The sequence below is a fragment of the Rhodococcus jostii RHA1 genome (genome assembly GCF_000014565.1).
Classification (GTDB): domain Bacteria; phylum Actinomycetota; class Actinomycetes; order Mycobacteriales; family Mycobacteriaceae; genus Rhodococcus_F; species Rhodococcus_F jostii_A.
Genome location: NC_008268.1, coordinates 6,393,188 through 6,415,764, shown reverse-complemented (window position 1 = coordinate 6,415,764; position 22,577 = coordinate 6,393,188). Strand labels below are relative to the sequence as shown.

At 68.5% G+C, this 22,577-nt stretch carries 21 protein-coding genes; 3 read left to right on the top strand and 18 right to left on the bottom strand.

All coding sequences use genetic code 11. The features are described 5' to 3' along the window. Window positions 1–62 precede the first annotated feature (62 nt). Genes log through RHA1_RS29140 form a run of 4 tightly spaced genes read right to left on the bottom strand, consistent with a single transcriptional unit; the run spans window position 63 to window position 3,531 of the window. Window positions 63–626 (bottom strand): cytokinin riboside 5'-monophosphate phosphoribohydrolase, encoded by a 564-nt coding sequence (log, locus tag RHA1_RS29155; protein ID WP_041812166.1) that lies wholly within the window; start codon window positions 624–626, stop codon window positions 63–65. Beyond that, the gene (locus RHA1_RS29150) at window positions 620–1,420 is read right to left on the bottom strand and encodes an LOG family protein (RefSeq protein WP_016883313.1); all 801 of its coding nucleotides are present in this window, start codon (window positions 1,418–1,420) and stop codon (window positions 620–622) included. Before RHA1_RS29150 ends, log begins: the two co-directional genes overlap by 7 nt. A gap of 42 nt (window positions 1,421–1,462) precedes the next feature. Then, window positions 1,463–2,536 carry a succinyl-diaminopimelate desuccinylase gene (gene dapE, locus RHA1_RS29145; RefSeq protein WP_009479211.1) on the bottom strand — a complete coding sequence of 358 codons (1,074 nt, stop codon included), beginning with the start codon at window positions 2,534–2,536 and terminating at the stop codon, window positions 1,463–1,465. A 41-nt stretch (window positions 2,537–2,577) separates the two neighbouring features. Beyond that, on the bottom strand, window positions 2,578–3,531 hold the full coding sequence (locus tag RHA1_RS29140) for an SMP-30/gluconolactonase/LRE family protein (protein ID WP_009479210.1): 954 nt from the start codon (window positions 3,529–3,531) through the stop codon (window positions 2,578–2,580). Between the two features lie 141 nt (window positions 3,532–3,672). Between RHA1_RS29140 and dapD the strand changes: the two genes are divergently transcribed. Continuing rightward, window positions 3,673–4,626 carry a 2,3,4,5-tetrahydropyridine-2,6-dicarboxylate N-succinyltransferase gene (gene dapD, locus RHA1_RS29135; RefSeq protein ID WP_011598033.1) on the top strand — a complete coding sequence of 318 codons (954 nt, stop codon included), beginning with the start codon at window positions 3,673–3,675 and terminating at the stop codon, window positions 4,624–4,626. A 31-nt stretch (window positions 4,627–4,657) separates the two neighbouring features. Next, on the top strand, window positions 4,658–6,022 hold the full coding sequence (locus tag RHA1_RS29130; protein WP_011598032.1) for an amino acid permease: 1,365 nt from the start codon (window positions 4,658–4,660) through the stop codon (window positions 6,020–6,022). An 18-nt stretch (window positions 6,023–6,040) separates the two neighbouring features. Here the strand turns inward: RHA1_RS29130 and RHA1_RS29125 are convergent, their stop codons facing one another. The 10 genes from RHA1_RS29125 to pruA form a co-directional block, all read right to left on the bottom strand. After that, window positions 6,041–6,454, bottom strand: coding sequence for a DUF1622 domain-containing protein (locus tag RHA1_RS29125; RefSeq protein WP_011598031.1), 414 nt, complete (start codon window positions 6,452–6,454; stop codon window positions 6,041–6,043). 106 nt (window positions 6,455–6,560) lie between these two features. Next, window positions 6,561–7,490, bottom strand: a complete 930-nt coding sequence (locus tag RHA1_RS29120; protein ID WP_011598030.1) for an HAD family hydrolase — start codon at window positions 7,488–7,490, stop codon at window positions 6,561–6,563. A gap of 13 nt (window positions 7,491–7,503) precedes the next feature. Continuing rightward, window positions 7,504–9,864, bottom strand: a complete 2,361-nt coding sequence (locus tag RHA1_RS29115; RefSeq protein ID WP_011598029.1) for an arylsulfatase — start codon at window positions 9,862–9,864, stop codon at window positions 7,504–7,506. 109 nt (window positions 9,865–9,973) lie between these two features. Continuing rightward, window positions 9,974–11,620: a substrate-binding and VWA domain-containing protein gene (locus RHA1_RS29110; protein WP_011598028.1), complete on the bottom strand. Its 1,647-nt coding sequence runs from the start codon at window positions 11,618–11,620 to the stop codon at window positions 9,974–9,976. A 134-nt stretch (window positions 11,621–11,754) separates the two neighbouring features. Beyond that, window positions 11,755–12,993 carry a PucR family transcriptional regulator gene (locus RHA1_RS29105; protein WP_011598027.1) on the bottom strand — a complete coding sequence of 413 codons (1,239 nt, stop codon included), beginning with the start codon at window positions 12,991–12,993 and terminating at the stop codon, window positions 11,755–11,757. 129 nt (window positions 12,994–13,122) lie between these two features. Continuing rightward, window positions 13,123–14,163 (bottom strand): NADPH-dependent curcumin/dihydrocurcumin reductase, encoded by a 1,041-nt coding sequence (curA, locus tag RHA1_RS29100; RefSeq protein WP_011598026.1) that lies wholly within the window; start codon window positions 14,161–14,163, stop codon window positions 13,123–13,125. A gap of 52 nt (window positions 14,164–14,215) precedes the next feature. Then, entirely contained in the window at window positions 14,216–15,616 is a 1,401-nt protein-coding gene (locus RHA1_RS29095; protein ID WP_009479200.1) for an acyl-CoA synthetase, read from the bottom strand. A 12-nt stretch (window positions 15,617–15,628) separates the two neighbouring features. After that, window positions 15,629–16,288 carry a rhomboid family intramembrane serine protease gene (locus RHA1_RS29090; RefSeq protein WP_011598025.1) on the bottom strand — a complete coding sequence of 220 codons (660 nt, stop codon included), beginning with the start codon at window positions 16,286–16,288 and terminating at the stop codon, window positions 15,629–15,631. A gap of 54 nt (window positions 16,289–16,342) precedes the next feature. Continuing rightward, complete coding sequence (locus tag RHA1_RS29085; protein ID WP_011598024.1) at window positions 16,343–17,320, bottom strand: proline dehydrogenase family protein; 978 nt, start codon at window positions 17,318–17,320, stop codon at window positions 16,343–16,345. Next, a complete protein-coding gene (gene pruA, locus RHA1_RS29080; protein WP_011598023.1) occupies window positions 17,317–18,957 on the bottom strand; it encodes an L-glutamate gamma-semialdehyde dehydrogenase in 1,641 nt (546 codons plus the stop codon). The genes RHA1_RS29085 and pruA overlap by 4 nt, the downstream gene beginning before the upstream one ends. 157 nt (window positions 18,958–19,114) lie before the next feature. Here pruA and RHA1_RS29075 point away from each other — a divergent pair, with 157 nt between their 5' ends. Then, window positions 19,115–19,705 carry a hypothetical protein gene (locus RHA1_RS29075; protein ID WP_041812163.1) on the top strand — a complete coding sequence of 197 codons (591 nt, stop codon included), beginning with the start codon at window positions 19,115–19,117 and terminating at the stop codon, window positions 19,703–19,705. Window positions 19,706–19,712: 7 nt separating this feature from the next. Here RHA1_RS29075 and RHA1_RS29070 read toward each other — a convergent pair whose 3' ends face one another. The 4 genes from RHA1_RS29070 to fdxA are packed head-to-tail and all read right to left on the bottom strand — an operon-like array spanning window position 19,713 to window position 22,541. Next, window positions 19,713–20,126: a PPOX class F420-dependent oxidoreductase gene (locus RHA1_RS29070; protein ID WP_009479195.1), complete on the bottom strand. Its 414-nt coding sequence runs from the start codon at window positions 20,124–20,126 to the stop codon at window positions 19,713–19,715. A gap of 49 nt (window positions 20,127–20,175) precedes the next feature. Then, window positions 20,176–21,069: a hypothetical protein gene (locus RHA1_RS29065; protein WP_011598021.1), complete on the bottom strand. Its 894-nt coding sequence runs from the start codon at window positions 21,067–21,069 to the stop codon at window positions 20,176–20,178. Window positions 21,070–21,114: 45 nt separating this feature from the next. Beyond that, window positions 21,115–22,215 (bottom strand): succinyldiaminopimelate transaminase, encoded by a 1,101-nt coding sequence (dapC, locus tag RHA1_RS29060; protein ID WP_011598020.1) that lies wholly within the window; start codon window positions 22,213–22,215, stop codon window positions 21,115–21,117. A 2-nt stretch (window positions 22,216–22,217) separates the two neighbouring features. Continuing rightward, on the bottom strand, window positions 22,218–22,541 hold the full coding sequence (gene fdxA, locus RHA1_RS29055) for a ferredoxin (RefSeq protein ID WP_005263360.1): 324 nt from the start codon (window positions 22,539–22,541) through the stop codon (window positions 22,218–22,220). Window positions 22,542–22,577: the final 36 nt, after the last annotated feature.

The window sequence follows — 22,577 nt, the reverse complement described above, 5'->3', positions numbered from 1 at the left end:
ATGAGTCAGGTCACCTTACTGCACGGTAACAACGTGCGCCACGACGCGGACCGGGCGGCGCCTCAGGAGACGCAGGCGTCCAGCGCCTCCCCGACATCGACCCGGACGAGCAGCCTGTCGAGGGCGCGCTGCGCCACGAAACCGCCGCCCCGCAGTCCGTCGAGCCAGTCGAGCAGCCCCGTATAGTGACCGTGCGGATCGAGCAGGACCACCGGTTTCTCGTGCATACCGAGATAGCCCGCGGTCCACGTTTCGAACAGCTCCTCCAGCGTGCCGATACCGCCGGGCAGCGTGACGAACGCGTCCGCCCGGTCCTCCATGATCTGCTTGCGCTGGCGCATGGTGTCGGTGACCACCAGCTCGTCGGCGTCGACGTCGGCGACTTCTCTGTGCACCAGAGCTTTCGGAATGACACCGACGGTTGTCGCCCCTGCCGCGCGGGCAGCCTCGGCCACCGCGCCCATCATCGAGACGTTGCCGCCGCCGGACACGAGTTGCCAACCGCGCTTTCCGATTTCGGTACCCACCCGGGACGCGAGTTCCAGGAAGTGGTCGTCCACGGGACCGGACGCACAGTAGACGCACACCGAGAACGACCGCGGTGGAACAGTTTCCGGTATCACCACTGGTCCTCCGTCCCGAGCAGGGCAGCTTCGTCGACACCCTGCTGCGACCGTATGACGATCTGCACCGCTTCCTCCACATCGTCCGTGACGTGCAAGAGATTGACGTCACCTTCCGAGATCTTGCCGCTGCGTTGGAGAGTTCCCCGCAACCAGTCCACGAGCCCGGACCAGTACTCGGTGCCGAACAGGACGATCGGGAATCTCGTGACCTTGCGCGTCTGCACCAGAGTCAGCGCCTCGAACAGCTCGTCGAGCGTCCCGAACCCGCCGGGCAGGCAGATGAACGCCTGCGAGTACTTCACGAACATCGTCTTGCGCGCGAAGAAGTAGCGGAAGTTGATGCCGAGGTCGACCCACTCGTTGAGGCCCTCCTCGAACGGCAGCTCGATGCCGAGGCCGATGGAGTAACCACCCGATTCGCTGGCGCCGCGGTTGGCCGCCTCCATGACGCCGGGGCCGCCGCCGGTCATGACGGCGTAGCCGGCCTCGGCCAGGCGGGCACCCAGCGCCCGTGCCGCCTCGTACTCCGGGTGGCCGTCCGGAGTGCGAGCGGAACCGAAGACGGTGACCGCGCGCGGCACCTCGGCCAGGGCACCGAACCCCTCGATGAACTCGCTCTGGATCCGCAGTACCCGCCAGGGGTCGGTGTGCACCCAGTCGGTCGAGCCCCGCTCGTCGAGCAACCGCTCGTCGGTGGTGGTGGTGTCGGCCTTGCGGGCGCGCCTCAACTGCACCGGACCCCGGTGCTTCACGGACGAGGACTTCCGGCCGTGACTGTTCTTCTCGGGTGCCATGCGCCCCAGGCTAGCGGGTGGCCCGTTCGGGGCACCGGGCAGTCACGGGGCGCTCAGATAGGCGCGCAGCACGGTCGTCACGTCGGTGATCTGCTGGACGGGCACGTGCTCGTCCCGCTTGTGTGCGAGGTTCGGATCGCCGGGGCCGTAGTTGACGGCCGGGATGCCGAGGGCGGAGAACCGTGACACGTCCGTCCACCCGTACTTGGCGCGGAACTCGCCGCCCGCCGCCTCGATCAGGGCCGCAGCCGCCGGATCGCTCAACCCGGGCAGGGCTCCCGGCGACAGGTCCGTGACCTCGAAACCCAGTTCGAGGCCGTCGAAGACCTCCCGCACGTGGTCGATGGCCTGCTCGGCGCTGCGGTCGGGGGCGAAGCGGAAGTTCACGTCCATCTCCGCCGCGTCGGGAACCACGTTGCCCGCGACGCCGCCCGAGATCCGCACGGCGGACAACCCTTCCCGGTACACGCAGCCGTCGATGTCCACCGACCGCGCCGTGTAGTCCGACAGCCGCTGCAGGACCGGGGCGAAGCGGTGGATCGCGTTGTCACCCAGCCACGATCTCGCGGAGTGCGCGCGGGTGCCGCGGGTGGTCAGCGTCACCCGCAACGTGCCCTGACACCCCGCCTCGATGAGACCTCCGGTCGGCTCGCCGAGGATCGCGACGTCCGCGCGCAGCCAGTCGGGGATCTCGCGTTCGATCCGTCCGAGCCCGTTGTGCACGGCTGCGATCTCCTCGCAGTCGTAGAACACCAGGGTCAGATCGTGCGCGAGGTTCCGGGTGGTGGCGGCGAGGTGCAGGAACACCGCGTCGCCCGACTTCATGTCGACCGTTCCGCATCCGTGCAGCAGATCACCCTCACGCCGGGAGGGCACATTGTCCGCGATCGGCACCGTGTCCAGGTGACCGGCGAGCATCACCCGGCTCGGCAGTCCCCGATCGGTCCGGGCGAGCACGGCGTTGCCGTTGCGGATGATCTCGAAACCGGTGGTCTGCTCCCGCAGCGCCGACTCGACGGCGGCGGCGATCGCCGACTCGTCGTGCGAGACGCTCGGGATGTCCACCAGGGCGGCGGTGAGGTCGATGGGATCGGCGTGGAGGTCGAGTGGGCTCACCCGTCCACCCTAAGCCGACCCGTCCGCCCGCTCGGGTGTTGCTACCCGTCGACGCCGCCGGGGATCTCGTAGATCGCACCGTCGAAACCGATGCGGAACAGCCGTCCCGCCGAGAAGCCGCCGGACCCCTGCCCGTAGACGACCATGCTCGACGTCGGCAGACCGGACGCCAGCACGCAGTACTGCCCCGGCGAGTCGAGGCGCCAGATCTCGCCGCGCACGTTGGCCGGGACCACCGGACGGCCTCGCGAGTCCATGGCCAGGCCGTCGGGCGCGGCGAACGTGTCGAGACCGGACAGGTCGAGGATGCTCTCGGGCGCTCGCGGGTTCGCCAGCGGGATCCGGCTCACACCCGGATTCACGAACGTCCGCGACACATAGAGGTACCGATCGTCCGCGCCGAGCACCGCACCGTTGGCGCTGGGCAGCGTCGCCCAGTTGGGTTCCACCCGCCCGTCGGCGAACACCCGCCCGATCTGGGTTCCGAAGTCGTTGGTGGCGTATGCGGTTCCGTCGGCGGCGACATCGAGTCCGTTGGCCGCGCTCAGTCCCGATACGAACGGGGTGAGCACGTTGGTCGCGGTGTTCAGCTTCGCGATCGCGCCCGGACGCAGGATGTCGCCGAGGAACACGCGGGCGTCCGCGCCGTATCCCACCAGCAGTGAGCCGTCCGACGCCCAGGCCAGCGCCCCGGCCCCGCCGTCCGGCACCGTCGCGACCGGGACCGCGGGGGCTCCCGGGGCGTCGAGGCGGAACACGCGTCCGCTCACGAGGTCCGTCGTGTAGAGGCGACCCCCGCCGTCCACGGCGACTCCCTCGAGCGCCGCACCCGGCACCCGCCCCACGAGAACCGGCGCCTGACCGGCGCCCGGGCACACCGGGGCGGCGGACGCGGTCTGCGGCGCCACCACCGACACGACTCCCGCGAGCAGTGCGCCCGCTGCCGCCGCCCGCAGGCCGCCTCCGACGAATCGACCCAACCTCGAAATGCGCATTGCCACGACCTTTCCCGGTGTGTCCCACGTGCCCCGTGCATACTCCCCCACCCGCCCGGAACCCGCTCGGTTTCGATTCGATCACGCCCCGATAACGACCGCTGGGAATGCCCGAGTAATGAGGCAGTAACCTCTACTGCCGTGAGCACACAGGGAGCATCAGCAGTAGGCATCGCCAACGTGACCGTCGGCGGCACGGTCCTCGACACCTGGTTCCCGGCACCCGAGCTGGGAAACTTCGACGACGCGGGCACCGTGCGGATCGAGGGTGGCGACATCCCCTCCGATCTGGCACTCCTCGCCGGACCCGACGAAGCGCGTGAGGTCGACCAGGTCGTGGTGCGCACCACCATCGCCGACCTGTCCGCGCCGCCGGCCGACGCACACGACGCCTACCTGCGCCTTCACCTCCTCTCGCATCGCCTCGTGACCCCGCACGGCGTCAACCTCGACGGTCTGTTCGGATTGCTGTCCAACGTGGTGTGGACCAACTTCGGCCCCTGCGCGGTCGAGGGCTTCGAGAAGGTGCGGTCGCGCCTGCGCATCCGCGGTGTGGTCACCGTGTTCGGTGTCGACAAGTTCCCGCGCATGGTCGACTACGTCGTCCCGTCCGGCGTCCGCATCGCCGACGCCGACCGCGTGCGCCTCGGCGCCCACCTGGCCAGCGGCACCACCGTGATGCACGAGGGCTTCGTCAACTTCAACGCCGGCACGCTCGGCAACTCCATGGTCGAAGGCCGTATCTCCGCGGGCGTCGTCGTCGACGACGGATCCGACGTGGGCGGCGGCGCCTCGATCATGGGCACCCTGTCCGGTGGCGGCAAGGAGACCATCTCCGTCGGCAAGCGCTGCCTGCTCGGCGCCAACGCCGGTCTCGGCATCTCGCTCGGCGACGACTGCGTCCTCGAGGCCGGCCTGTACGTGACCGCGGGAACCAAGGTCACCGGGCCGGACGGCACCGTCGTGAAGGCCAAGGAACTCAACGGCCAGTCCAACCTGCTGTTCCGTCGCAACTCCGTGTCGGGAGCCGTCGAGGTCGTGCCGTGGAAGGGCACCGGCGTGGAACTGAACGCCGCTCTGCACGCAAACGACTGACGCAGTGAGCGGTTCGCGAACACCCGACACCATGACCGATTCGACCAGCACCCTGGGCCGGGGCCTGAAGGTCCGTCACCTCACGATGATGGGCCTCGGTTCCGCGATCGGTGCCGGACTGTTCCTCGGTACCGGTGTCGGTATCGCGACCGCCGGTCCCGCCGTCCTCGTCTCCTACCTGCTCGCCGGCATCATCGTCGTGTTCGTGATGCGCATGCTCGGCGAGATGGGAGCGGCGATCCCCGCCAGCGGGTCCTTCTCGCACTACGCGCGGATCGGCATCGGCGAATGGGCCGGATTCGTGATGGGCTGGCTCTACTGGTTCATGCTGATCATGGTTCTCGGCGCCGAGATCACCGGCGCCTCCGGCATCGTGAGCGGCTGGCTACCGGGTGTTCCGCAGTGGGTCGTCGCCCTCGTGTTCGTGATCTTCTTCGCGGCGGTCAACCTCGCGAAGGTCAGCAACTTCGGTGAGTTCGAGTTCTGGTTCGCGGCCATCAAGGTCACCGTCATCATCGCGTTCCTGGTGATCGGCGTGCTGCTGGTGTTCGGCCTGCTGCCGGACACCGAACCGGTGGGCACCACCAACCTCTTCGGCCACGGCGGCTTCATGCCCGAGGGCTTCGCCGGCGTCGCCGCGGGACTGCTTGTCGTCGCGTTCGCGTTCGGTGGCATCGAGATCGTGACCATCGCCGCCGCCGAATCCGAGGACCCTGAGCGGTCCATCGCCGTGGCGATGCGCAGCGTCGTCTGGCGCATCAGCGTCTTCTACCTCGGCTCGATCTCGATCATGGTCCTCGTCCTTCCCTGGGATTCCTCGGACCTGAAGAGCGGACCGTTCGTGGCCGTCCTCAACCAGGCGCACATCCCGTACGTGGCCGGGTTCATGGAACTGGTGGTCGTGGTCGCGTTGTTGTCGGCGTTCAACGCCAACATCTACGGCACGTCGCGGATGGCGTATTCGCTGTCCCGGCGCGGCGACGGTCCCGCGTTCATGGCCCGGATCTCGAATTCCGGAGTGCCCCTCAACGCGGTGCTGCTGTCGGTGTTCTTCGGTTTCGTCAGCGTCCTGCTCAACTGGTGGCTGCCCGACGACCTCCTGGGACTTCTCCTGAACGCCGTCGGCTCGGCGCTGCTGGTCATCTGGATCTTCATCGTCGTCTCGCATCTGCGGCTGCGCCCGCGGCTCGAACGCGAGGGCAAGCTGACCGTGCGGATGTGGTTGTTCCCGTGGCTCAGCTACCTCACTCTCGCAATGCTCGGCGGTTTCGTCGTGCTCATGCTCTTCGACTCCGATGCCCGCACCCAGCTGATCTCGACGTGCGTCCTGTTCCTCGTCATCGCGGCACTCGGTGTGCTCAACACCCGGTTACGCCAGCGCTCGCAGACGGTGTGACCGATTCGGGCCGGCGACTCACCGGCCCGAACTCGGCTCCTGCCCCGCGGACGAGCGCGCCGCGTGGGCGAGCACCTGCGGTCCGGTCACGAACGCCTTCCGCCACGGTGCGACACCGTCGATCTCGATCTCGATGGACAGGCTCAGCACGGTGCGAATCAGCACGATCACCCCCAGGACGGCGGCATCGGTCAGCGACGGTGTGGACGTGACCGTCTTGACGATGTCGGCCGCGACGAGCAATTCCAGGCCGAGCAGAATCGCGCCTCCCAGCGACTCCCGCAGGGTCTTGAACGCCTGAGCACCGTCCCCGGTCCGCCTCCACGCGCGGACCGCGAGGAAGAAGGCGAAGAGAAACCCGACAACCATCGCAAGGACACCGAGCACTTCGAACACTTCCGTTGCGAGTTCGAAGAACCTGACAGTGTCCATGGAGTGTTCCTGTTCGGGAGGGTGCGCAATCGGGGCCCGGTCGTGCCATGCATCACGCTAGGCGTCGATTCCCCGATTCGCGGCCAACCCACGAGGATTCCCCGGACTATTCGAGTTGCGGCGGGAACACCGTTGCCCAGTCGTTTTCGATACTGACGACGGTCCAGTCCTGGGTTCCGGCCAGTTCGAGCGCCTCCTCGGCGCCCGCGACGTAGTCGAACTCGCGGGCGGCGTCGTCGTGGCGCAGCAGCAACCGCAGCGACGGCCGGTCCGGCGCCTCCGAGAATTGCAGCATCGGGATGTCCCCGTTGCTGTTTCCCGCCGCCAGCAGGGGTCGCCTGCCGATCCGGTTCCAGATCTGCACCGGCTTCTCGGGTCCGTCGTCGAGGACGTCCGCCTCCGCTCTGCGGACGATCACGCCGCTGCTGCCGTCGTGCTTCCAGGCCAGTGACACCCCGCTGCCGATGACCCGCTGCCGCGGAATGCCATACACGTCGTGACTGATCGGCCGCATGAAATCGCGGCCACCGCCGGACACGATGTAGTTGCGGAATCCGTTGACGGCCAGGTAGTCGAGCAACTCCACCATCGGTGCGTAACTGCACGCCAGGTAGTCGCGGTCGAGGGTGGGATGCCGTGCGGTGCGCAGGAACCGGTCCGCCCCGGCCTCGAATTCCTCCACGGTTACATCGGCGAAACCGGTCAGCACACCGGCGGCGAGTTCTCTCACGCCGCTGTCGTCGCCGCTGTAGTGCCGCCTGATGACGTCGTTCAACCAGCCGTAATCCTGCGTGTAGGCGGCCTGCCAGGGCTGACGGGTGCGAAGATCCTCATCGTGCTCGGCCATGACGACGAGACGGCGCAGGATGAAGTCGAGCTGAATGGGCATCGGCTTCTCACACCACAGAGTGCCGTCGTTGTCGAAGACCGCGATCCGATCCTCCACGGGGACGCCCTCCGCCGTCACCCGCCCGACGAATCCCACGATGGCCGCCTTGCCATCACCCTCACGCCAGCTCGGAAGGGGTTCCGTCATGGCCCTTCCGCTCTCACTCGCGGGAGAGCATGGCCGCGGCTTCGCGTTCGAGGTCGACGAACGGTTCGCCGCTGACGTCGATCGCAATTCGGTTCAACGTCCCACCGGTGAAGGCCCACGGCGACGCACCCGGGTAGTCGTCGGTGACGGGTTCGCCGCTGTCCCGGCCGGCATTGAGACCCTCGCCGCCTCCGATGCTGAATTTGCCGGGCTGCGTTCGGATTCGGCCCTCGCCGACCTTGCGGTCGCCGTAGTACAGGCTCAGGACCCCGTGGGCGGTCCCGGGTGGGTCCTCACCGTCCTTCTCGAACGACGCGGCCAGTATGAGGTTCTCCCCGGTCGGCAGGTCCTCGGTCGCATCGATCTTCTGCTGATCGCTGCCGAGGAAGTTGTACACGTAGTGCAGCCGGTTGTCCTTGACGTACAGCGAGTGCCCACCGAACCTGCCACCGTGGGAGAACAACACTCCCGAGGCACCGGGTTCGGGGAGGTCGACGAGCGCCCCGATCGAGTAGGAGCGGTTACGGAGGTTGACCGCCACCGCCTCCGGTACCTCCGCGCCGCCGGGTCGGTAGACGTAGCGGTTGCGCGGCGGTGCGAGCTGCGGACGTGGGGTGGTGAGGAGTTCGACGGGCGAGCGGTCGTCGAGCGGCAGCGCCTGGTTCGCGCCGGCCTCGTGGAACCACAGCCCGACGAGCTCGGCGAGTCTGCCGGGTTCCTCGGCGGCGAGGTCGTGGAGTTCGGCTCGGTCCACCTGGGTGTGGTACAGCTCCCAGGTGTCCTCCGGGAAACGACTCCACCCGCTCAGCGTCGGGTGGGTGGTGACGGCCTTCCAGCCGTCGTGCCAGATCCCCCTTCCGCCGAGCATCGAATAGAACTGCGTGTGCTTGGCGGTCGGGATGGTGCCGGCGTCGAAGCTGTAGCGCATGCTCACACCCTGGATCGGGTGCTGGGTGTACCCCTTCACCGTCTCGGGGAGTTCGACACCCAGGCAGTCGAGCAGCGTCGGGACGATGTCGATGGCGTGGTGGTACTGGTCGCGGGTCTCGCCGCGGGCCTCGATCCCGGCGGGCCACGACAAAATGCACGGATCGCTGGTGCCGCCGTTGAACGAGTAGCGTTTCCACATCTTGAACGGGGTGTTGAAGGCCATCGCCCACCCGTTCGGGTAGTGGTTGTAGGTCTCGGTGCCGCCGAGCTGGTCCAGCTTGTTCAGATTCTCGGCGAGATCGTCCGGCACGCTGTTGGCGATCTTGTTCTCGTTGACCGAACCGTTGGGTCCGCCCTCGCCGCTGGCGCCGTTGTCGGAGACCACCACGATGATGGTGTTGTCGAGCTGCTCCATCTCCTCGAGGTAGGCCAGCAGTCGGCCGATCTGGTCGTCGCAGTGCGAGAGGAAACCGGCGTACACCTCGGCCATGCGCGCGAAGAGCCGTTTTTCGTCGTCGGACAGGGTGTCCCAGGGGCGGGTGAAGTCCAGCGGTGGGAACGGCTGGCCGTCGGGTCCGGTGCGGGAGTCGGGGGTGCCGATCGGGTTGAGCGGCGGCAACTCGGTGTCCGGAGGTACGAGGCCCATCTCCTTCTGCCGGGCCAGGGTCCGCTCGCGCATCGCCTCGTAGCCGTCGTCGAACCTGCCGCGGTAGCGGTCGGACCACTCCTGGGGCACATGGTGCGGTGCGTGCGCGCAGCCGGGTGCGTAGTACAGGAACACCGGCCGGTCCGGGGCAATTGCCTTGACGTCGCCGAGGTAGTCGAGCGCGTGGTCGGTGATGTCGACGCTGAAGTGGTAGCCCTGCTCCGGGGTGGCGGGCTGCTCGACGGGATGGTTGTCGTGCACGAGATCCGGATACCACTGGTTCGTCTCCGCGCCGAGGAAGCCGTAGAAGCGCTCGAAGCCGCGGCCGACCGGCCAGTTCCGTTTCGTCGATGCCAGGTTCATCTCGTCCTCGGCACACAGGTGCCATTTGCCGACCATCGCGGTGGAAAAGCCCTGCTCGACCAGGATCTCGGCGAGGGTGGCGCACTCGGGAGGGATGTGCCCGTTCCCACCGGGGAATCCGACAGCACACTCACTGATGCACGCCATCCCGTTGGTGGTGTGGTTACGCCCCGTCAGCAGGCAGGATCGCGTCGGGGAACACAGGGCGGTGGTGTGCCACTGGCCGTACCGCAGACCGTTCGCGGCGATCCGGTCGATGTTCGGGGTCTCGATCGGCCCGCCGTAGCAGCCCATCGCTCCGAAACCGACGTCGTCGAGCACGATGTAGAGGACGTTCGGCGAACCGGGCGGCGCCTTCGGCTGCTCGTACGGACCCCAATCCGGGATCGAGTCCCGGATATCGAGATTGACGACACCTCTGAACGGCTTGGCCATGACGAGCTCCTCGATTGAGTCCGACTCCCCCTTTCACCAAAGCACTACCACCCGATAAATGGCTAGGGGTGCGGCCTCAAAAGTCCGACTGCGCCGGAACGGAATTCCGCTAGCTGCGACCGCGCGCGGCCAGCGCGTTGACGAACACGTTGGCGATGTCGGCGGGATCCTTCGCGACGTAGCTCGACCCTCCGGTGACCCGCGAGATCTCGGCGAGTGTGGCCGCATCGGCGTCGCCGGTGATGCCGATCGTCACGATGATGACGGGCCGCGCCGGATCCGTCTCGCGCTGCAGGATGCTCAGAAGCTGTTCCTTCGTGATGGAGTCCGGATCCTCGTTGGCGCCGTCGGTCAGGATGATCACACTGTTCACGGCGCGCGGGTCGTACGTCTCCTGCACCGTCCGGAACGCGGCCAGCGTCGTGTCGTACAGGCCGGTGCCGCCGCCGATCAGCCCGTCGACCTTCCCCGCCTGCTGCGCCATCAGCTGGCGCTGTGTGAGGCCGTCGACCACCGTGTCGTAGCGGCGGATCGGGACCATCTCCTTGTAGTCCTGCGGTCCCCCGCCGAGCCCCTGCGAGAACGCCCACAACCCGGCGGACACGCTGTCCGGGAACATCGCATTGCCGGCGAGCGCCGCATCGACCGTGAGGTCCATGCGCGACCGGTTCCCTGCGGGGGTCTCCATCGACCCCGATACGTCGATCGCGACGAGCGTGCGGATGGGCAGCGCCATCAACGCCCACCCGCCGAGGGCGTCCTGTAGCGCCGACTCGTCCTCGAGCGCGAGCTTGGTGACTCGGCCGACGCCACGGTCGCCGGCCGGCGGGCTTGCGTCGGGTCCGCGGAATCCGTTCTCCGCGAGTACCGCACGGGCCTCCTCACCGCCCAGAACAGCGGCGACGGCACGTGCCACCTGGGTGGCCCGGTAGTGCCGGTCGGGGGCCGGCGAGGTGACGACGAGAGGAAAGTTCATGAAATTGCTGCCCGTGGGGGGCACCGTCGCGGTGAGCGAGGGTGCGCCGTCACCGTCGGAGAATTCGAGCACGGACTGTTCGGTGGCCACGGCGACTCCACCGTTGTCGACGACTCCCTGCAGCATCTCCTCACCGATGGGCTCATCCGCGGTACGAGCACTCTCCTCCTGCGCGAGCGGGACCAGCGCGGCCCGCACCGTCCCCGCAGACACGGGGTCGGCCTGGCCCTCGGCGAGTGCCGCGTTGATCGGAGCCTGCGCGACCCCGGTCACGAGGGGGTTGCCCAGCTGGATGTCCTTGATCTGGAGGGCGGCGAGCCACGTCGGCGACGTGGGGGCGTCCTCCTCGCGGGAGGCCAGGACAACGGGCGAGGATGCGATCGACCCCGTCATCACCTCGACCGGACCGGCAGCGGTGAGTGCCGCCTTGCCCACCCAGGCGCCGGTGTCGGGGATCCAGAGGTCCGGGGCGTCGGTTCCCTTGCCGAGTCGTCCCGCGATGTCGCCGGACGTCGCGGCGCTGACGGCGACGTTCGCGCAGCCCAGGTCGGTGTCGTTCGCTTCGCCGAGGATGCTGCTCAGGGCGGGCACGATGCTCGGGTCGGCGGCGAGGGTGTAGTCGGTGACCTGATCACAGTCGTCGGCCCAGGAGCGCACCGCCTGCACGACGACGACCACGGAGGCCACGAGTCCGAGCACGACAGCGGCGCACACCGCGTAGAACCCGGGCGAGCGACCACCGCGTTCCTGTCCCGCGCTCGAATGACGCCCTCCGGCCATCGCCTGCCTCCCTAACATTTCGGTCACGAGACGACCACCGACACACCCGGACCGAATATGATCCGGCCCACATCGTAGCGAACGGTGCAGCGTACGACGCTGCGCCGGTGGCGGGCGGCCGGATCAGGGCGATGTCAGCGATCGGGTTGCTCGACCTCGAGCCTGCGGGCGACGAGCGCGGCCTGGATCTGCCGCAGTCCGGACGGGCGGGTCGGATCGCAGCCCGTCAGCTGCGCCACCCGCTTGAGACGGTAGTCCACCGTATTGGTGTGAAGGTGCATCTGTTTCGCGGTGCGCTGCCGATTGAGATCGTGGCCGATGTGCACCTCGAGCGTCTCGATCAGTTCGGGTGAGCCCTGCAACGGTTCGAGGAGCCGCGCCAGGTGGGTCCGGCCGGGCCCGGGCCTGGTGAGCTGGTATTCGAGCGCCAGATCGTCCATTTCGTAGAGGCCCGGTTCCAGCGCCAGCTGGTGGGCGAGGCCGAGGAGTTCGTGGACCTGGTCCGCGGCCGCGGGGATACCGGCGGTGCGGACCCGCGTCGCCGTCGCGGTGAGGGGAACTCCGGCGGCGGCTCCGATGCGGTCGAGCAGCGACACCATCCAGGCCCGCTCGGGCGAGCCCGGCAGCAACAGTGTTCCGCCGTCCGGGCTCAGCGAACAGAGGGCGGCACCACCCGCGGCGTCCGCCAGCTCGATCTGCAACCGGCGGAGTTTCTGCCGGGCGACGACGGCTTTGCGCCGGTGGGTCACGGCCTCCGTGGGATGCGACGGAATCGACAGCCCCAGCACGACGTACTCGTCGGCCAGCTCCACACCCGCGTGCCGCGCGGCGGTCGCCGCCTTTCTGCCGCTGAGCAGCGCCGTGACGAGGTTGACCGCGGCACCGTCGCGTTCGCTGTTGACGGCTTCGAGTTCCTCCACGTAGCTGGTCGTGGCGGCGACGGTCACGCATTCGAGGAGCGTGAACATCACTTTCTGGATGACCAGGAGTTCGGGCAGGTCTTCCTTGCGGGCGTTCGAGGCGACGAGGTCGCCGGCCTCCTGGATGCCTTCGTGGAGAATGCGGAGCACGAGCTTCAACGGGAACCCCTCGCGGGCCCAGCGCGCGGAACTGTTACGCACCTCCGCGAGGTCCTCGTCCGTCGGGCTGATGCCCTCGTCGAGCATCTGGATACCGAGACCGAGGCAGACGATCGTGAAATCCATGACGTCGCTCTGCAGTTGTTCGCCGGGCAGTGAACCGCAGGGGGTCACGTTGTCGGCGAAATGCCGGACCAGCTTCTGCGCGACCGTCAGCGTGTCGCGCAGCGGGGCGGAGGCGGGCCTGCCGTCGACGAGGATCTGCGAACCGGGCCCCGAACTATGATTCGTCATAGATCTGATCACTCCCCTATGTGGATGACACCGAACTCCCGCATCATCGACATCACGCAAACATAACGAGGGTTCGCTTCTGTCACCGTTGTATCACGACAGCGCCGTGTCCAGGGCGAATACGGCCCGTTAGTCCTCCTCGGCGACCCGGACCACGAGCTTGCCGAAGTTGCTGCCCCGGAGCAGACCGATGAACGCCGCGGGCGCATTCTCGAGCCCGTCGACGATGTCCTCGCGGTAGGCGAATCGCCCGTCCCGGATCCACCCGGACACATCACGCTGGAAGTCCGCGTACATCTCGGAGACGAACTCGCGCTGGATGAATCCGCGGATCGTGAGGCTCTTGACCAGCACCCGGGTGAAGAAGCCGGGCAGCCGATCCGGCCCCTCGGGCGTCTCGGTGTCGTTGTACTGCGCGATCAGGCCGCACACGGGAACTCGCGCATACAGGTTGAGCAGCGGCAGCACGGCCGCGGCCACCGCACCGCCGACGTTCTCGAAGTAGACGTCGATGCCGTCGGGGCACGCGGCGCGCAGTTCCTCGGCGAAGTTCGGTGACCGGTGGTCGACGGCGGCGTCGAATCCGAGTTCGTCCAGCAGGTAGGCACACTTCTCCGGTCCGCCCGCGATCCCGACGGCCCGGGCGCCCTTCAGTTTCGCGATCTGCCCCACCGCCGAGCCGACCGGACCGCTGGCCGCCGCGACGACCACCGTCTCGCCTGCCTTCGGTTGCCCGATCTTCAACAGGCCGGAGTACGCGGTGAAGCCGGGCATGCCGAGAACTCCGACGGCGGTCGACAACGGCGCGGCGCGGCGGTCGAGTGTGCGGAGCTGGTTGCCGTCGACCACGGCGTGCGACTGCCAGCCCGCGTACCCGAGAACGTAGTCACCGGTTGCGAAATCCGGGTGCCGGGAGTCGACCACCTGTCCGACGGTGCCACCGACCATGACCTCGTCGATCTCGACCGGGTCGGCGTAGGACTCCGCGGCACTCATCCGGCCGCGCATGTACGGGTCGAGGGACAGGTAGATGACGCGGATCAGCACCTGGCCTTCGGCGGGGTCGGGGAGGTTCACCGCCTCGAGCCGGAAGTTGTCGGTGGTGGGCGCGCCGTCCGGCCGGGAGGCGAGGACGATTCGGGTGCTCTGGACGATGCTCTCGACACTCACTGTGCGCCTGCCAATCCGTGTTGGGCCGGTATCGCACGCCACCTTACCGATTTCAGAACAGCTGCTTCTTCTGCACCTTGCCCATCGCGTTCCGCGGAAGCGACTCGACGACACGGATCTCGCGGGGCCGCTTGTGCACCGACAGTTCGGTGGCCACGTGCTCGATCAGCTCGGTTTCCGAGACGTCGTCCCCCACCACGAAGGCCACGAGCCGCTGGCCGAGGTCCGGGTCCGGGAGGCCGACCACCGCGGCTTCCCGCACGCTCGGGTGGCCGAGGAGAGATGTCTCCACTTCCCCTGCCCCGACCCGGAATCCACCCGACTTGATGAGGTCCGTGGATTCGCGGCCGACGATGCGGTGGAACCCGTCCGGGTCGATGACGGCGACGTCGCCGGTCTTGAAGAAGCCGTCGTCCGTGAACGATTCGGCCGTCGCGTCGGGCTTGCCGAGATAGCCGTCGAAGAGCATCGGACCCCGCACCTGCAGTCCGCCGATGGATTCGCCATCGTGGGGAACGTCGCCGCCGCGCTCGTCGCGCAGCCGGGTCTCGACGCCGCGGACCGGCACTCCGACCCACCCCGGGCGACGCTCGCCGTCGGCCCTGGTGCTGAGCGTGAGCATCGTCTCGCTCATGCCGTACCGCTCGATCGGTGCGAGCCCGGTCAGCTCGTGCAGCTTCTCGAACACCGGCACGGGCAGCGGGGCGCTGCCCGACACCAGCAGTCGCGCACCCGACAGCGCGCGCGCCGACTCGGGGTCGTCGGCGATGCGACCCCACACCGTGGGGACACCGAAGTACATCGTTCCGTGTGCGGCGGCGTAGGCCGCCGGGGTGGGCTTGACCGTGTGGACGAGACGGCTGCCGATACGCAACGGTCCCAGCACACCCAGGATGAGTCCGTGGACGTGGAACAGCGGAAGTCCGTGCACCAGTGTGTCGTTGCGGGTCCACTGCCAGGCGTCGGCGAGGGCGTCGAGGCCGGCGGCGATGGCCTTCCTGCTGATCAGCACTCCCTTGGGGGGTCCTGTGGTGCCGGACGTGTAGAGCACGAACGCGATGCCCGACTCGGGCGGTTCCGGGTAGCTGTGCCACGACCGGGCGTGGACGCGGACCGGAACGACGGGCAGCCCGGCCGTGTCCGCGGGCGCCTCACCGAGCCACGCCTGCGCACCGGAATCACGCAGGATGTGCTCGAGTTCGGCGGGACCGGAATCGGGCGGCACCGGCACCGCGGTCACACCGGCGATGAGGCAGCCCACGACGGCGAGGACGGTGGTGACGGTGGGGGTGGCGAGGATCGCGACCCGATCCGCGCGTGCCACACGCTCGGCCACGGACGTCGCCGCACCGAGCACGTCACCGCGCGACAGGGTGGCGTCGCCGATCCGGATGGCGTCGGGAATGTCGTCGCCCTGGGCGACGGCCAGAGGATTCAGAGATCGCAGCAGCACATCGACAGCCTCTCACAGGGCCCGGACGCGGTCCGGTGGGTCTCCCGGTGGCGGACTGACGGTGGCCAGTGCCGCACCCAGCAGCGCCCCGGTCAGCACAGCCAATCCGTGGGCGTCGTCGACGACCACCAGCAGGACACCGGCGGCGACGATGCCGCCGCTCGCGGCGAGTGCTCGCCACTCCTTGGACTGCATCACCACCAGACCGGCGAGGGACGCGGCCAGCGCAAGCGTGGCACCCGAGTTGCCCGCCCCCGGCGACGGGAACAGAAACGCGGTGAACAGGCCGAAGATGATCTGGCTCGCCACGAACAGAAGGACCGCCCGCACTCCACCCCAGACCCGGACCGCGAGCGGGGCGACCCACGCGAGAACGAGCAGATTCACCGCGGTTCCGGCCAGTCCCCCGTCCTGCACCGCAACCGACGTGACGATCCGCCACCACTGGTGGTCCCGGATCTGGGTGGGGTCACGCTCGAGGGCGTCGAGGACGGCGGGGACGACGATCTGCAGCAGCGACGGCACGGCGATCAGCAACCACAGCACCACCGCGGTGCGCGGCGGACGGGTGAGCCGGACCTCGCCGATGCGCGTCGAACCGAGCAGCGTCGCGAGGACGAGAACGACGGCGAAGAGGACCGCGCTGGTCCATCCCCCGCCTGAAGTCGTCACCGCGAAACTCTACAACGACACACCCCCACGGGAACCGATCCGCGACCGCGCCGGTCAGTCCCGGGTGACCACCGAGCGCAGGAAGAACCGCAGGTTCGAGGGACGCTCGGCCAGTCGCCGCATGAAGTACGCGTACCACTGACTTCCGTACGGCACGTACACCCGAACCTGCTTGTCCTCGTTCGCGAGCCGACGCTGCTCGACGTCCCGGATCCCGAACAGCATCTGGTGCTCGTAGGCGTTCGCGGCGCGGCCGGTGCGCCCGACCAGCGGGGCGACCGCGTCAATGACGGCCGGATCGTGCGAGGCCACCATCGGGTACCCGGACCCGTCCATGAGGATCCCCAGGCATCGCAGATACGACGCGTCCACGGCAGCGCGGTCCTGGAAGGCCACGGACTCGGGTTCCCGGTACGCCCCCTTGCAGAGCCGGACCCTCGACCCGGGGCCTGCGAGGGAGCGGCAGTCGTCCTCGGTGCGTCGCAGATACGACTGCACCACCGCACCGAGCCAGGGGTAGTCGTTGCGCAGTTCGCGCACGATCGCCAGCGTCGAATCGGTGGTCGTGTGGTCTTCGGCATCCACGGTCACCCACACCCCCGCCGCCTCCGCGGCGGCGCAGATCGTGCGGGCGTTGTCGGTGGCGATCCTGCGACCGTCGCCGGCGAGCGCCTGCCCGAGCGCCGACAATTTCATCGACACCTCGAGGCGGCGAACACCCGAAGTTCCGTCCGCCGTTTCCGGTAGCGCACCGAGGTCGGCGACGAGCGCCAGATATTCGTCGACCGTCGCCTGGGCTCCCGCGACGTCTCGCGTGTCTTCGGCGAGGAAGTCGATCGACACCGACCGGCCCGAATCGAGGATCTCCCGAACGGCCGCGAGCGCCGACTCCCGGTTCTCCCCCGCGACGAAACGGTCGACGAGCTTCCGCGTGACCGGGGCGCCGGTGACCGCCCGTTTGACTCGGGACGACCGGGCCGCCGCGAGGATCGCCGGGCGCAGCGGATTCGCCAGAACCGTGGGCGCTTTCATTCCGACCCCATGTGCGGATATCGGTAATCGGTGGCCGGGACGAACGTCTCCTTGATGGTGCGGGCCGACACCCACCGCAGCAGGTTGAGCTTGGACCCGGCCTTGTCGTTCGTGCCCGAGGCGCGGGCCCCGCCGAACGGCTGCTGCCCGACGACGGCACCGGTCGGCTTGTCGTTGACGTAGAAGTTGCCGGCAGTGAACCGGAGAGCCGACGTCGCCTGTTCGACGGCCTGGCGGTCGTCGGCGATCACCGCGCCGGTCAGCGCGTACGGGGCCGCCGAGTCGACCTCGGCGAGCACGTCGGCGAACGCGTTCGGGGCCGAGTCGTCGTACACGTGCACCGTCAGGATCGGACCGAAGTACTCGGTGGTCATCGCCTCGTCGGCAGGATCCTCCGCGAGGAGCACGGTGGGGCGGACGAAGTAGCCGACGCTGTCGTCGTACTTGCCGCCGACGGCGATCTCGAGACCGGTAGCGCCGCGGGCGCGTTCGATGGCCGCGACGTTCTTGTCGTAGGCGCGCCGGTCGATGAGGGCCCCGCCGAAGTTCTCCAGATCCGTCACGTCACCGTAGGTGAGGGCGTCGACTTCCGCGGTGAACGTGTCCCGCATCCGCCGCCACAGCGACTTCGGGACGTAGGCGCGTGAGGCGGCCGAACACTTCTGGCCCTGGTATTCGAACGCACCGCGGACCAGTGCCGTCCGCAGCACGTCCTCGTCGGCCGAGGCGTGCGCGACCACGAAGTCCTTGCCGCCGGTCTCCCCCACCAGCCGGGGGTAGCCGGCGTACTTCCCGATGTTCGCGCCCACCTCGCTCCACAAGCGCTGGAACGTCCGGGTCGAACCGGTGAAGTGGATACCCGCGAGGCGGGGGTCGCTCAGCAGCACTTCCGAGACCGCCTGCCCGCTGCCGGTGAGCAGATTGATCACACCCGGAGGCATTCCCGCCGCCTCGAGCAGTTTGATGGTCCAGTACGCGGCGACGGTCTGCGTCGACGACGGCTTCCAGATCACCGTGTTGCCCATCAACGCCGGCGCGGTCGGCAGGTTGCCCGCGATCGCGCTGAAGTTGAACGGCGTGATGGCGTAGACGAAGCCCTCGAGCGGACGGTATTCGAGCCGGTTCCACACCCCGGGTGAGGAAATCGGCTGGTCGGCCAGGATCTGGCGTGCGAAGTGAACGTTGAAGCGCCAGAAGTCGATCAGCTCGCACGGTGCGTCGATCTCCGCCTGCTGGACCGACTTCGACTGGCCGAGCATCGTCGCCGCGGCGAGCGTTTCTCGCCACGGGCCGGACAGCAGGTCGGCGGCGCGCAGGATGACCGCGGCCCGGTCGTCGAACGAGAGTGCCCGCCAGTCCGGTGCCGCGGCCGTGGCCGCCTCGACCGCCGCCGACGCGTCGTCGTGGGTCGCGCTGCGCAGCGTGCCGAGCACGGCGGCGTGCCGGTGGGGTTGCACGACGTCGACGCGCTCGCCGTTGCCGTGCCGGTGTTTGCCACCGATCACGTGCGGGATGTCGACGGGATTGGTGGCGATGTCGGTGAGTGCGGATTGCACTCGGGAACGTTCGGGACTGCCCGGCGCGTACGTGTGGACCGGCTCGTTGGTGGGCACCGGAACCTGGGTGATGGCGTCCATGCTGCCTGCCTCCTGCCCTCAGATCGTGAGGAACTGTGACCGGGGACCGCGGGCGAACGGGGACACCCGTCCGAGCGGAACCCTTGAGCCCAGGTTAGCGCCGGACGGGGGTACTCATCCGGTTTTGACGCGCGGGTCGGCTGGCTACCATCGGCACATGGCCGAACGGAATCGCGTGTCACCCCGATCCGAGATCGTCGCGATTCCACTCCGCGGCCGGTTCATGGGAAACCGGGGCTGCCTGCACCGGGGGCACACCGTCGTGCGCAACCATGCAGGCAAGCGGTGGATCATCTGCGTCACGGACTACCCGGCCCGCACCGTCGCCCAGTGGAGCGACGGCCATTACACGGTCCTGTTCTTCCACGACGAGGCGGTGGCCCTCGCGGCCGGGCACCGGCCGTGCGCCCTGTGCCGACGCGAGCGGTACAACGACTTTCGCGTCGCGTGGCAGTCGGCACACGGGGGTGGGCTGCCCGGGGCGGACCAGATGGACGCCCGGCTGCACGGGGAACGACTGGTCGGTTCCGGCCAGCGCACGCACGAGGCCCCGTGGTCGTCGTTGCCCGACGGCGCGTTCGCGCTGTCCGACGGCGGACCCGCGGTCGTGCTGGGTGACACGGTCGTCCCGTGGTCGGCCGAGGGATACGGGACTCCGGCGAACCGGCCGACCGGCACCGCCACCGTCCTGACACCGCCGTCCACGGTCGCCGTCCTCACAGCCGGCTACCGACCGGACGTCGCGTAAGTCGCCTCTACACGTCGCGTGCGTTCGACACGAGTTGATGGACGTCCTGATCGGTGGGGCCGAGCCCGAAGCTGATGATCCGTTCGGGGCGGATGCGAATGGTCGGTCCGCCGAGATCGTTCGCCTGGGCGGCATCGGCGTCGAGGGCCTCGGCGCGCCCGCGGATTTCGACGCAGCGGACCCGCCACGGGTCGACCGACGGCACGTCGTCCACGACGAACGCCACCTTCCCGTTGTCGGCGACGTTGCGGAACTTGCGGCTCGCCGCCATGTTGTAGCCCTGGATGTCGATCGTGGATGTGCCGGCGTTGTAGTGGAAGCCGACGGGACTGACCTGCAGCGTGCCATTCGGCTGAATCGTCGCGAGCCGGCCCAGGCGTTGTGAGGCCAGATAATCGAGTTCCTGCTGAGTGAAGGACATGAATTCACGCTAGAACCTCGAGTGCGCTGCAGGTCAAGTTCCGGACGTCCTAGCCGAGACCGTCGACTGCACGCCGGGCTTCCTCGACGCGCCGCTCCGCCGCGTCGAGGTCTCGTTCCCCCCGGTGCACCGCCTCCGCCGACGCTTTCTCCGCGTTCCGGGTGAACTGCCGCTCCTGCTCGGCGTGTTCGAGTTCGGCGCGCAGTTCCTCGATCCGGTGGTCGATCTCCGTCAGCGTCGACCGCGCGTTCTCCAGTTCCGTTCTCGCGTCGGTCAGTTCACCGCGGACCTCCTCGGCCCGGGACGTGACGTCCGCCAGTTCGGCCTCGGCCGCTGCGCGTTCGGCGTCGCGGTCCCGCTCCACCGGCTTCTTCTTCGACTTCTTCCCCGGCTTGTCGGCCGGGGGCGTGGTGGCGGGTTCGGACGTCGAGGTCTTCTTCGCCGTCTTTCCCTGGACGACGGAGAGTCCGGCCGGACCGAAACCGCTGTAGCTCGCCGCCGTCACCACCCGGCCACGCCGCACCTGTTCGGCGGTCTCGGCGTCGGCGAGTGCGGCGTGCAGGGTCTGACCGACATCCCGCAGTGCGTCCTCCCCGACCGTCCGGCCTCGCTCGGCGGCGAGTTCACCGGCCTTGCGCGCCAACGCCCGCACCACCTGCTGCCGCTGCGTGTTCAGCCGCCGAAGGTCCGGGCCGGACAGGTGTCGCTGCGCGTCGCGGAGGGCGTCACCGAGGGTGAGGAGCGCGCCGACCTCGTCGGGTAGCTCGCGGGCCAGCAGGTTGACGAGCCAGCCGACGACCGTCGGCTTCCGCAGTTTCCCGATCTCGGTCGCCAGTGCGCGGTCCTTGTTCTCCCGCGCCGCGGTCACCCGCGCGGTGCGCGCCTCGACGAACTCACCGGGGTCGAGGCCGTACAGTTCGTCGGCGACGTCGTCGAGGGTCACGGCCCAATACTTTCACCGTGACCGCTCCGTACGTGCCGACTCGGGTCAGACCAGTCGTTCGGCCGCGGCCGCGATTCGTTCGTCGCTGGCCGTGAGGGCGATGCGCACGTGGGTGCCGCCACCGGGACCGTAGAACTCCCCCGGCGCCACGAGAATGCCCCGCTCGGCGAACCACTCGACGGTGTCCCGGCAGGCTTCGCCGCGGGTCGCCCACAGGTACAGCCCGGCTTCGGAGTTGTCGACGGTGAATCCGGCGCCGCGCACCGCTGCGAGAAGGATCTCGCGGCGACGGCGGTACCGCTCACGCTGCTCGTTCTCGTGGTCGTCGTCGCTGAGCGCGGCGGTCATCGCCGACTGGATCGGCAACGGCACCATCATGCCCGCGTGCTTGCGGACCTCGAGAAGTTCGGCCACCAACGCCGGGTCACCGGTGACGAACCCCGCGCGGTAACTCGCGAGGTTGGACGTCTTCGACAGTGAGTGCACCGCGAGGAGCCCGGTGAGATCGCCGTCGTTCACCCGCTCGTCGAGGATCGAGAGGGCTTCACCTTCCCAGGTCAACCCCAGGTAGCACTCGTCGGACGCCACGATGGCGCCCCGGCTGCGCGCCCAGTCGACCACCTTGCGCAGATGCCCGAGACCGAGCACCTTGCCGGTGGGGTTGGACGGCGAGTTCACGAAGATCAGCGACGCACCCTCCGGACCGAGCCGGTTGAGACCGTCGGCCCGGATCACCCGCGCACCCGCGAGGAGCGCACCGACCTCGTAGGTCGGGTACGCCAGTTCCGGAATGACCACCAGGTCGTCTGCGCCGAGCCCGAGAAGGCGTGGCAGCCAGGCGATGAGCTCCTTCGTGCCGATCGCGGGCAGCACCGCAGCCGGATCGATGCCGGTGATGCCGTAGCGGCGGCGCAGCGCCTCCACCGCGGCGTTCCGCAGCTCCTCGGTGCCGTGCGTCGTCGGATATCCCGGAACCTCGGCGACCGCGGTCAGCGCGTCCTGGATGATCGGGGCGACCGGATCGACGGGGGTCCCCACCGACAGGTTGACGATGCCACCCGGGTGGGCGAAGGCTTTCGCCTTCGCCGATTCGAGCGAGTCCCACGGAAAGTCGGGAAGTGCTGTGGCTACCGGGATACGAGGCACATCTAGTCCTCGCCCATGGGGGGCAGAGCCTTGACGAACGGCGGGTCGTAGTCGACCTTGCCCAGCTTCGCCGCGCCGCCGGGAGAACCGAGGTCGTCGAAGAAGTCGACGTTCGCGGCGATGTAGCCGTTCCACTGGTCCGGGACGTCGTCTTCGTAGAAGATGGCTTCGACGGGGCAGACGGGTTCACAGGCGCCGCAGTCCACGCATTCGTCCGGATGGATGTAGAGCATCCGCCCGCCCTCGTAGATGCAGTCGACGGGGCATTCCTCGATACACGCCTTGTCCAACACATCCACGCACGGTTCAGCAATCGTGTAGGGCACTGCCGCTCTCCCTGCCTTTCTGACACGAGTAAACGC